At 57.9% G+C, this 8631-nt stretch carries 17 protein-coding genes; 1 reads left to right on the forward strand and 16 read right to left on the reverse strand.

Features of this window, described 5'->3' with window-relative positions; all coding sequences use genetic code 11:
• The first annotated feature begins 197 nt into the window (after positions 1–197).
• Positions 198–1247: a site-specific integrase gene (locus ACLBXN_RS15225; RefSeq protein ID WP_447612686.1), complete on the forward strand. Its 1050-nt coding sequence runs from the start codon at positions 198–200 to the stop codon at positions 1245–1247.
• Between the two features lies 1 nt (position 1248).
• Here ACLBXN_RS15225 and ACLBXN_RS15230 read toward each other — a convergent pair whose 3' ends face one another.
• From ACLBXN_RS15230 to ACLBXN_RS15305, 16 genes are all read right to left on the reverse strand, one after another.
• Positions 1249–1500 (reverse strand): pyocin activator PrtN family protein, encoded by a 252-nt coding sequence (locus ACLBXN_RS15230; protein ID WP_447612687.1) that lies wholly within the window; start codon positions 1498–1500, stop codon positions 1249–1251.
• Positions 1501–1602: 102 nt separating this feature from the next.
• A complete protein-coding gene (locus ACLBXN_RS15235; protein ID WP_447612688.1) occupies positions 1603–1851 on the reverse strand; it encodes a hypothetical protein in 249 nt (82 codons plus the stop codon).
• On the reverse strand, positions 1848–2075 hold the full coding sequence (locus tag ACLBXN_RS15240) for a hypothetical protein (RefSeq protein ID WP_447612689.1): 228 nt from the start codon (positions 2073–2075) through the stop codon (positions 1848–1850). Before ACLBXN_RS15240 ends, ACLBXN_RS15235 begins: the two co-directional genes overlap by 4 nt.
• A 205-nt stretch (positions 2076–2280) precedes the next feature.
• Positions 2281–2523: a hypothetical protein gene (locus ACLBXN_RS15245; RefSeq protein ID WP_447612690.1), complete on the reverse strand. Its 243-nt coding sequence runs from the start codon at positions 2521–2523 to the stop codon at positions 2281–2283.
• 143 nt (positions 2524–2666) lie between these two features.
• The gene (locus tag ACLBXN_RS15250) at positions 2667–3920 is read right to left on the reverse strand and encodes a hypothetical protein (RefSeq protein WP_447612691.1); all 1254 of its coding nucleotides are present in this window, start codon (positions 3918–3920) and stop codon (positions 2667–2669) included.
• A 53-nt stretch (positions 3921–3973) separates the two neighbouring features.
• On the reverse strand, positions 3974–4540 hold the full coding sequence (locus ACLBXN_RS15255) for a hypothetical protein (RefSeq protein ID WP_447612692.1): 567 nt from the start codon (positions 4538–4540) through the stop codon (positions 3974–3976).
• A 24-nt stretch (positions 4541–4564) separates the two neighbouring features.
• Complete coding sequence (locus tag ACLBXN_RS15260; RefSeq protein ID WP_447612693.1) at positions 4565–5212, reverse strand: hypothetical protein; 648 nt, start codon at positions 5210–5212, stop codon at positions 4565–4567.
• On the reverse strand, positions 5205–6020 hold the full coding sequence (locus ACLBXN_RS15265) for a hypothetical protein (protein WP_447612694.1): 816 nt from the start codon (positions 6018–6020) through the stop codon (positions 5205–5207). Before ACLBXN_RS15265 ends, ACLBXN_RS15260 begins: the two co-directional genes overlap by 8 nt.
• A gap of 10 nt (positions 6021–6030) precedes the next feature.
• Positions 6031–6321, reverse strand: a complete 291-nt coding sequence (locus ACLBXN_RS15270) for a hypothetical protein (protein ID WP_447612695.1) — start codon at positions 6319–6321, stop codon at positions 6031–6033.
• Positions 6322–6473: 152 nt separating this feature from the next.
• Positions 6474–6755 carry a hypothetical protein gene (locus ACLBXN_RS15275; RefSeq protein ID WP_447612696.1) on the reverse strand — a complete coding sequence of 94 codons (282 nt, stop codon included), beginning with the start codon at positions 6753–6755 and terminating at the stop codon, positions 6474–6476.
• Complete coding sequence (locus tag ACLBXN_RS15280; RefSeq protein ID WP_447612697.1) at positions 6752–7102, reverse strand: hypothetical protein; 351 nt, start codon at positions 7100–7102, stop codon at positions 6752–6754. The genes ACLBXN_RS15275 and ACLBXN_RS15280 overlap by 4 nt, the downstream gene beginning before the upstream one ends.
• Positions 7099–7392 (reverse strand): hypothetical protein, encoded by a 294-nt coding sequence (locus ACLBXN_RS15285; protein ID WP_447612698.1) that lies wholly within the window; start codon positions 7390–7392, stop codon positions 7099–7101. The genes ACLBXN_RS15280 and ACLBXN_RS15285 overlap by 4 nt, the downstream gene beginning before the upstream one ends.
• Entirely contained in the window at positions 7367–7759 is a 393-nt protein-coding gene (locus ACLBXN_RS15290) for a hypothetical protein (protein WP_447612699.1), read from the reverse strand. The genes ACLBXN_RS15285 and ACLBXN_RS15290 overlap by 26 nt, the downstream gene beginning before the upstream one ends.
• Before the next feature lie 9 nt (positions 7760–7768).
• Positions 7769–7951, reverse strand: a complete 183-nt coding sequence (locus ACLBXN_RS15295) for a hypothetical protein (RefSeq protein WP_447612700.1) — start codon at positions 7949–7951, stop codon at positions 7769–7771.
• Positions 7944–8336: a hypothetical protein gene (locus ACLBXN_RS15300; RefSeq protein ID WP_447612701.1), complete on the reverse strand. Its 393-nt coding sequence runs from the start codon at positions 8334–8336 to the stop codon at positions 7944–7946. Before ACLBXN_RS15300 ends, ACLBXN_RS15295 begins: the two co-directional genes overlap by 8 nt.
• A gap of 11 nt (positions 8337–8347) precedes the next feature.
• A partial coding sequence (locus tag ACLBXN_RS15305; protein ID WP_447612702.1) for a hypothetical protein occupies positions 8348–8631 on the reverse strand: 284 nt, incomplete at its 5' end.

Here is an 8631-nt window from a genome sequence, read left to right on the forward strand (position 1 = left end):
CCAGTCCATCATTGGTGCAACGCTCATGCGCCACATTGAATTAAGTTGTTGATTTTCTTTATGTTTTGTATTTGTCATCAGTGTCGTTTGATGGCTTGTAGCACTGTCTTAGCACCCCGAAAAACGCCAAAAAACCCCGATTTATGTCCTTGAGTGCTACAGTTAGTGCTACGAAAACGACTTGTAGCACCAGCACCATGGGGACGATCACAGCTAGAAAAAGAGCGGATGGCTCGACCGCATACACAGCCCAGATCCGGCTAAAGGATAAGGGTGTAATTGTGCACTCCGAAGCGCAAACCTTCACGCGCAAGGCTTTGGCCCAATCATGGCTAAAGCGCAGAGAGTCTGAGTTGGAGGTGGCGCGCGCGTCTGGCAGCCTGGGCAAGAAGAAGGTGACCGTTGGAGATCTGCTAGAGGGCTACACAACCCAGGCCGAAGGAATCACTGAATGGGGAAGGTCGAAAACTGCTGACATCCGCCGGCTGAAAGAAGCGGGGATTGCAGATAAAGACGCGCGCCTACTCACGGCGGCAGATTTGATAGAGCACTGCAAGAAGCGGCGCATCGATGACGGCGCGGGGCCGGCGACAGTGCTCAACGATATGGTTTGGTTGCGACAGGCATTCCTGTCTGCTTCGGCGCGATATGGAATCAGCGAGCCCATGGCCGCTGTGGATGCGGCAAAGCAAGAGCTCCTGCGTACCAAGGTGATTTCCAAGCCTCAGCAACGAGATAGGCGTCTTTCATCAGAAGAGGAGCGCCTACTAACTGAGTTCTTCGGCAGCCGCGATGGCCGGGCCAAGATACCAATGCTGGACATATTCCAATTCGCGCTAATCACGGCGCGGCGCCAAGAGGAAATCTGCCGCATCCGCTGGGAGGATGTCGACTTCGAAAAGGGGATTGCCTGGCTCGATGACGTCAAGCACCCAAGGATGAAGAAAGGGAACCGGCGCAGTTTCCGGATTCTCAAGCCGGCTATGGACATCATCGATAGGCAGTCGCGAACCTCGGCTGAGGTGTTCCCATACAGCAGCAAAAGCGTGGGAGCTGCATTCACCAGGGCTTGCCATGTCCTAGAGATCAAAAACCTGCACTTTCATGATCTTCGGCATGAGGCAACCAGTCGGCTGTTTGAGAAGGGGTACAGCATTCAGGAGGTGGCCCAGTTCACGTTGCATGAAAGCTGGGCCACGCTGAAGCGCTACACGCATTTGCGACCGGAGAACGTGCCAGAGAGATAGCTTAGGCACGCATACGCTCCCAGTCCCCCTGGGCTTCTGCTTTTTTCTTGTCGATGTGATCAGCAAGAGCCTTGGCATCAACGAACCAAGGGCTGCGCTGTCCCCCAAGCTTATAGGCCGGCACCGGAAGATCTTGGAGGCATGCACGCTCATTGGCCTTTTTGGGGGCCATGCCAAAGAATTCGGCGCATGAATCCAGCGGAATGTTTGTGTCGCCGAACTTGGCCAACAGGGCGAAGTGGGTCAGGCTCATTTGCATCTCCAAAAAAGAACCCCGCTCAGTGGCGGGGCTCGGGGTGGTTGATAGGTTCGCGCCATCTGTCGCGCTTGTCGCCTCGGTCGCGGGCTCGGCGGCTCATGCCCGCCCCTTGTATGCGGCAAGAGCTCTTTGTAGCTCTGGGTGATCACCGTGGTCTTTGATGTTGGCGCGTATGTCCTTGGGGGTCATCCACAGCCATTCGCCATTGGCCGCAACTCGCGCGGCAGGGGCGCCACGCAACGCGCGGCGGTCGTTGAACTCAATAAATTGCCATTGGAGCTGCGCCGGCTGTGCTTGATCGCGCCCGCGGGCAGCGCCAATCAGCGGGTTGTCTGGGGTGCTCATGCTTGGCCTTTCTGCGCCTGGGCGCGCTTCACTGCAGACCGTGGCACGCCGATTCGGATCTCCAGCGCTGGCTCACCGCACACGTCGCGCAGCAGCGCCTGAGTGAGAGCAATCAGGTAGGCCGTGCTTTCCTCTGTTGGCTGCCTGGTTGCTACCTCGCGGGCGGTGTTGAGATATTCCCGGCGCATTGCGACCGGGCTGTCTGGAATGGTTGGTGCTGCCATCAACTGGCTCCTTGTGTCTGCGCCTGGGCTCGCTCCGCATCGATGCGGCTTGCAATGCGTTTCAGTTCATCACACGCCACAGCGATTTCTTCGCCTGACAGATCGGACTTGACGCTCGCCCAGTGCACGATTTCGGTCTGACTCAGGAGTTCTGAGGCAAACCGCCGGGCCACGCTACGCGCATGGCGCTTTCGGATCGACGCCATCACTCGCCCCCTTGTGTCTGCAGGGCTGCCGCCTTAGCAGCCAGAACCCGTGGATCTGGCTCGCAGCGGCTGCGATACACGGCCTTCTCGATGGAGCCGCATTTGCCGTCGATGATTCGCGCCTGCTGACCGCCCTTCATCACGGGAATGCGAAGGTGGCGGTGATCCTTCTTCCAGCACCTGGGCAGGTCGTCCTCCCAGTCGAACTCGCCGCGCGCCTTCATGTCGGCCAGCTTCTGCATGCTCTCTGGGGTGAGGCCGAAGTGATAGCCGTTGCGGCTTCCTGTATGGACGACGCGATCGGCTTCAACCTGGACAGGAACGCTTTGTCCACGCGATGTGTTGTTTCCACAGGGGACAAGCCGGGTGCAGTTTGCTGTAACGATCATGCTGCATCTCCCTGCTGGGCAGCCTGGGCGGCGATGGCGGGACGGCGCGGAAGTTCGATCCATGCGACTACTGGCTTGCTTACGTGCCAGTGTGTTTCTTCATGCTCGTTTGCTTCGTACCAGCCTTCTGGGCAGAAATATTCATCCTGCTCTTCGCTGTATTCACCCCATCCTTCCGGGCATTCATCGCCACATTCCAAGAAATACTGCGGCACCCACATTGCGCGGATTGGTACGTCCTTACCTTCGATCCATGCCAGGACATAGCGGCCAGCAGGCGGCTTCTCTTGCTCCGCATCCCGCGCGTCTGCCGGCGTCTGGGGTGCTGTGTAGAGCAGATTGCGGCCAATCGGCAGCGGCATTTTCCAGTCGTCACACTCGCGCTGACCGTCTGCCGTGACGTAGATTGATGCCACCGCCAGCGCAGCCGGTGCAGATACTCCGGCCAGCAGGGCGGCGCGCAATTGCTGCTCCGTGAAGAGGGCGGTAGGGTTTAAGCCAATCGCCTTCCAGTGCTCAGACTTCTTCTGAACCCCTGTGTAATCAAACTCCCTGTCTGGTGCTTGAGTCTCAAGAACCCAATGTTGGGGCTCAGGCAGCACCACTGGCGTAGCTGCTGCCGGGGTGGCAGGTGCGGAAAACTCAGCGATCAGAGTCTTGATGTTCTGAATCGTCAGCGTGTAAGTTCTTTCGCCTTCGACGGGGCTCTCCAGGAACTCCAGCGAAGCAGCAATAGCGGTATCAGTTGGCGCCGATGCCGTCTGTATTGCTGCCGGGGTGGCGGCAAGCGCGGCGCGAGCCTGCCATGCATCCCAGGCTTTGCTGGTGTAATCGCTGTCGTAGGTGTCCCCCCAGGGTGACAGGTCATACTTTTGTGCAGTTGCCCACGCTTCAAACGCAGTGCGCTCATCAGGCACAGCCACGGCTGCGGGCGCTGCCTGGGCAGAGCAGTCGCAGTCTCCAGCAGGAAAGGCCGGTGCGTTGTGCATGGCGCAGTCTGAGTCGTGCACGGCTGCGGTCGCGGCCTGGGAAATGGTTGGCTCGGAAATGTGACCGCAGGTCTTGCACTCGCCCTCTGCAGCTGGGCTGATGTACCGATCAGTTTTTTCATCCCACTTGAGCGCTTCCTGCGCATCCCAAAAGAGCACGCGCATCTGAGGGGCGTCAGTCAGTCCGAGTCGAGCAAGCGCGTACCCATACAGGCAGGCCGTCGAGTGTTCAGGTGCTCTGAGTTGCTTCTTGTCTTGCATATTGGCTCCCAGAATGAGAAAAGCCCGCGGCTGCGGGCTGTGTTGGTGGGTGACTAGGCGTTGAGGAGAAGGCTCTGCTTTCCTGACTGCTCCAGCTGCTTGAAGATGAGCCGGCGCATGGTGTCCATGGCATCCATCATCTGTTTTGGTGTCGAGTTGCGCAGGATTTCTTCGTGAATGTCCAGTGCCTGTCGAACATCCTGCATCCCGGGCCCATCGAGAATCAAGCGCTTGTGCTCCTCGTAGCGCGCCAGGCAGCGCCGCATTGCGTCTTGGCCGGCCTCAACCATGTCGGCGAGCCCATGGTCGATGTCCAGTGCCCGAAGCTTCGCCAGATTGATGGCAATGCTCACTTTGTCGGCGTCCTTCGGGGTGGCCGTCCCGTTCTGGATGCGGCCGTAGGATTCTTCGATCTTCATCAGGTCACCCAATATCTCGTTGGCCTCGTAGGGCCGGCAGTCGCTGAGCAGCTGCATCGGCTTGAGCAGGTGGGTGTATGCCTCGGCGGTGTTTTTGAACCGGGCGCGCGGCTTTGACACTGGTTGGCGCCTTGCGGCCTTGGCCTGGGCGCGGCGCGCAGCCCGGTTCAGGACAGCTGGTTCTTGAGTTGGTGCAAGCATATTTGCTCCAAAGAAAAACCGGCGCTAGGCCGGTTGGTGTTGCTGGTCAAACTCCTTGATGACCTCAAGGTAGTACTCCCTGGCCGCCTCAACCTTTCGCTTGATGGCGCGCTCTTTTTCGAAGTCACGCTCAATCAGCCAACTGGTCAAGCGCATGTGTTCAGGGATGTGAGACACGACATGCATCTGAATTGGTTCGTATCCGATCAAACGCTCAGGTGTATCCACCAGGGCGTAGTTGACTTCCCATTCGTCGGCATCCCATAGCATCATGTAGCCGCGCATCTGCCACTCATAGAGCTTGTCTTCGCAGTCTCGGACCCAGCCGGGAAACGTCTTGGCGGACCAGGAAGACTTGAGGTCATGGCCTCGGCGGCTCGGCTCATTGAATAAGTCTGCTTCACCGGTCAGAATCCCGTTCGTCTTGCGCTCGGTGTTTTTCACCAGGGATAGGCCTTTGACGCGGTTGAGGAGGGCGATTGACTCATCCTCAACCTCTATGCCCTTTTCGGTCTCCTTGCTGGAGAACTCGAAGTCGATGCCGAATATTTCCTGCTGAGCCAGCTCGCGAATATAGGTCTTGGCTCCTACAGAAAGCTCCCCTTCAGCTTTGGACTTCGGCTCGGTCATGATTTTTCCAAGACTGGAGCATCGGATGAGAACTTCACGCATTGGATGTCTCCTTGAGTTGGGCACCTCGCTCCTGGACGGCTGCCGCGAATGCTGAATAGCCGTCCCGATCGCGAGACGACTGGAAGACCTTGACGCCATCTTTCATGATCGCTCCCAGCTTGTCCCTGTCAGGTGCTGCCTTCGCTTTTGCGATCCAGTCATCACGGACCAGTTGAATCTGGGCTTGCCGCTCATCCTCGGCAAGGTGTCGTACCAGTTCGGCGTCCAGGTCTTCCAGGTCCTGGCTGAACATGTCGGACGCTGCGGTGACGTTCAAGACCATGGCGATCTTGGCGCGCTTGCAGGCCATCTTCAGAACGGTATTCGCCAGGTCTGCAGGCTCGGTGCGGATCTGCTGCACGGTGTAGTGGCCACCTTGCTTGCGGCCAAACTTGAGCCTGCGATGGGTTTCCGGGGCCGTATCGAACTCTTCCTTACAAACAGCCTTCCGCCAGCGGTATTTCTCTTCATCAGTGGAGCATTCACCCAGCCCTGAGCCAAGCGGCAAGCCGGAGGCTTGATGCTCACCCATGCAGTTGACACGGTAGCGAATGACTCCGTTGGCAGACAGGTCGGTTACTTCATACCTGTCGGCAATACGGAATGTCATGCACAGAACTTCGGCGCCAGACTTGAGGAGCGTAGGCTTGTCGCCGGCCCCAGGGATCGCGCCGTAGTGCACATTTGGCTTCATGACTGCCTGCATGACCTGCTGAACGGTCTTTGCGTGGGCTACGACTTCAGCTGTTGGGTTCGCGCTTCGAGCGGGAACCATGCTGGCTGTTTCAACTTCAACGACAGCGTTCATGGTTTGATCCTCAATATGTAATAGAGACAGCCGGTATGGCCTTCTTGGCGATCAGGGTGATGACCGTCTTGGCATCTGCCTCGGAGAGGCCGCCAGCCACCAGGGCGTCCAGCGCTGCACGGTTGATGCGCTGGCGATGAGCTTTGTCAGCCTCGCGGCCCTTCTTGGTCTTCACATCAGGAACAAAGGCGTCCAGCTCGTCCTTGATCTTCTTCAGATATGGGTCAAGGCCCTGGGGCGCGCTGTAGACCGCGAGTGCGGATTCTTTGGCAGGCAACGTCAGTTCAGTCGATTCGCTCATATCACCCTCAAGTAAAAAGCACCGGCAGCGAAGGTGCATGCCAGGGCGTAATAGAAGAAAGCCCGGGCGGTACCGGGCTTGTGGTCTGGATTGCTCATGGCTTCCTTGCTAGGGCGAAGAAGGCGAGAGCGATGAAGAAGAGGGCCAGTGCTTCATTCATGGGGTTCACCTGTAGCTTTGACGATGGCAGCTTCTGCAATCTTCTCAACATCTGCTTTTGGATAGCCGGGTGGTTTCAAACGCTCATAGGCTGAGCGCAACGACTTCAGGGCTTCGAGCAGTTCGGGCGCAGCGGCGATCAAAAGTGCATCCGCTTCACTTACGTCCTCTGGAATAAAGATCCGCATCGGGTACAGATAGCAGTCGTATTCGTCGATGCAATTCAATTGCGTCCGTAGATCCCATGGACCAGCCGAGTGCTTTGATTGGCTCATATATGCTCCCCAATGGCTTTGGAGATGGCAGTGCGCGCCTCACTGATTGCAGTGTTCTCTTTGCAGAAACAAACAACACCACCCTCATGCTCACAGGCAGGGCCGCCAGCTTGCTCAACGACATATTCAAGGGCTGAGAGACTTTCTTGAAGCGCATGAAGTAGCTCGGGAGCTGCAAGAATCAGCGCGAGGTCAGCGTCAGAGGGAGGTGATTCCTCATGAAATTGGAAGATGGTTTCTCCAAACCTATAGCCCTGCGCATATTGCTCTGCAGACGGTGACTTGTGTACGGAATCGCTTTTCCCGCGATGCAGCCAAGGTCCCGGCGTTCGCTCATTTGTGCTCATGGCTTTTCCTTCAAACATTGAACTTCGGTATCGCTGAGCCAGTTTGGGTGCATTCCGGGACATGCCCACGCACCGGCTGCAGCGCGCTTGATGTCAGCGGCGGCCGTGGTGGTCGGTGCGTCCGCCGCCTGGGCGCTGCACCCGGCCAGCCCCGCGCACACGAACAAGACCAGCAGGGCCAGAAACAACAAAGCCCGCGTTGGTGCGGGCTTCTTGCGGCGCGGGAGGCGCTGGAGTTGGATGGGGGAGGGCATCAGGATCCAATCAAAATGGTGTTTGACTAAATTCATCGCGGTAGTTTTTCTCCGCTGAAACCATGGCGGCGGCGGCCTGCCAAGCTGCGTCAGCGACATCCTGAAAATTCATGTGATGGATGTGATCGATGCCGCCTTTTTGTATTTGCGCGCTGATGATTGCATTCATGGCCGCCATAGCGAACAAGGCCGCAGGCGGGGTTGCTGCAGAATCAGCCGCTTCAGAGCCTCGTTGTCCAGGGTTGCACCTGTGAGGCGTTCCATCCAGATTGAATGCCTTTCTTTGAGAAAACTTGATGTTTGCTCGACAGAACTTGCATTCATATTTCCCTGAGCGGGCTGTATTCCCCAGCCATGCGCCACCGCCGAACCCTGGAACATCGTCGTAGTCTTCTGCTGCCATGATTGATCCTTATATCGCCTCATACTGGTTTTCGGTTTCAGGCTCCAGAGCAGCGCGGATCTGCTCGGGAGGGATGGGGAGTGCCAAGCTGCCGCAGATGTAGGCCGTCAGTGCTTCGATCCTGGCCTGGAGCTCGTTGATGAACATCTCGGCTGAGGCTGGGTGGCGCGCAATCTTTGAAGCGTCAATCATCTTTCTGGTCCTCTAGGTGGTCGATATAGATTTCAAAGGCGTAGACACTGGCGAACCAGGCGGCCATGGCCTCAAGCAGCTTCTCGCGGGCCTGAGGGGTCGCATCCACCATGAATTCGGCGTAGCGGTCAGAAACATCGTCGTTGGAGTCGTCGAACGCGCCCTGCAGGATGTCCTGCGCCGAGTTGCGGATAGCGAATCGCTTCTTGTCGAACCAGGCAGTCGGCGTCTTGATGGATTTCAATTGACGCAGGACGATCCCGGGTGCCTGGACGGCAGCTGTCTCGTGCAGAGCATCAGAAGCCGCGTCCTCATCGTTCCAGCGCTCAGCGTCTGCGTGAGGGTTGGCCGTGGGGCCGAGGTAGATAGCAGGTCGGGCGTTCATGGCATGGCCTTTCAGTCCTCGGAGGACTCAATGAAGTTTCCAGACTTGTCCAGCGAGTACCAGACTCCAGGTTTGATGCCGTCCTGGCCAACCATTGCCGTCTTGACGCCCAGCAGCTTCCCGCTGTCATCACGATGAGCGATCACGATTGCTCCGCCTTCGCCGGCCATGGCCTTGCCATATCGACCAAGCACGGCAGAAACGGCCCCTTCGCCGGTGGTCGCTGCGTTGGCCCCTTCGCCGGTGGTCGCTGCGTTGGCCCTGTAGCCGGTGGTCGCTGCGTTGGCCCTGTAGC

The sequence above is a fragment of the Comamonas sp. C24C genome (assembly GCF_053345995.1).

Bases quoted from the DNA above. Each gene is read 5' to 3' on its own strand.
- ACLBXN_RS15225 (WP_447612686.1), top strand. From the start codon at position 198: ATGGGGACGATCACAGCTAGAAAAAGAGCGGATGGCTCGACCGCATAC.
- ACLBXN_RS15230 (WP_447612687.1), bottom strand. From the start codon at position 1,500: ATGAGCCTGACCCACTTCGCCCTGTTGGCCAAGTTCGGCGACACAAAC.
- ACLBXN_RS15235 (WP_447612688.1), bottom strand. From the start codon at position 1,851: ATGAGCACCCCAGACAACCCGCTGATTGGCGCTGCCCGCGGGCGCGAT.
- ACLBXN_RS15240 (WP_447612689.1), bottom strand. From the start codon at position 2,075: ATGGCAGCACCAACCATTCCAGACAGCCCGGTCGCAATGCGCCGGGAA.
- ACLBXN_RS15245 (WP_447612690.1), bottom strand. From the start codon at position 2,523: ATGCAGAAGCTGGCCGACATGAAGGCGCGCGGCGAGTTCGACTGGGAG.
- ACLBXN_RS15250 (WP_447612691.1), bottom strand. From the start codon at position 3,920: ATGCAAGACAAGAAGCAACTCAGAGCACCTGAACACTCGACGGCCTGC.
- ACLBXN_RS15255 (WP_447612692.1), bottom strand. From the start codon at position 4,540: ATGCTTGCACCAACTCAAGAACCAGCTGTCCTGAACCGGGCTGCGCGC.
- ACLBXN_RS15260 (WP_447612693.1), bottom strand. From the start codon at position 5,212: ATGCGTGAAGTTCTCATCCGATGCTCCAGTCTTGGAAAAATCATGACC.
- ACLBXN_RS15265 (WP_447612694.1), bottom strand. From the start codon at position 6,020: ATGAACGCTGTCGTTGAAGTTGAAACAGCCAGCATGGTTCCCGCTCGA.
- ACLBXN_RS15270 (WP_447612695.1), bottom strand. From the start codon at position 6,321: ATGAGCGAATCGACTGAACTGACGTTGCCTGCCAAAGAATCCGCACTC.
- ACLBXN_RS15275 (WP_447612696.1), bottom strand. From the start codon at position 6,755: ATGAGCCAATCAAAGCACTCGGCTGGTCCATGGGATCTACGGACGCAA.
- ACLBXN_RS15280 (WP_447612697.1), bottom strand. From the start codon at position 7,102: ATGAGCACAAATGAGCGAACGCCGGGACCTTGGCTGCATCGCGGGAAA.
- ACLBXN_RS15285 (WP_447612698.1), bottom strand. From the start codon at position 7,392: ATGAATTTAGTCAAACACCATTTTGATTGGATCCTGATGCCCTCCCCC.
- ACLBXN_RS15290 (WP_447612699.1), bottom strand. From the start codon at position 7,759: ATGGCAGCAGAAGACTACGACGATGTTCCAGGGTTCGGCGGTGGCGCA.
- ACLBXN_RS15295 (WP_447612700.1), bottom strand. From the start codon at position 7,951: ATGATTGACGCTTCAAAGATTGCGCGCCACCCAGCCTCAGCCGAGATG.
- ACLBXN_RS15300 (WP_447612701.1), bottom strand. From the start codon at position 8,336: ATGAACGCCCGACCTGCTATCTACCTCGGCCCCACGGCCAACCCTCAC.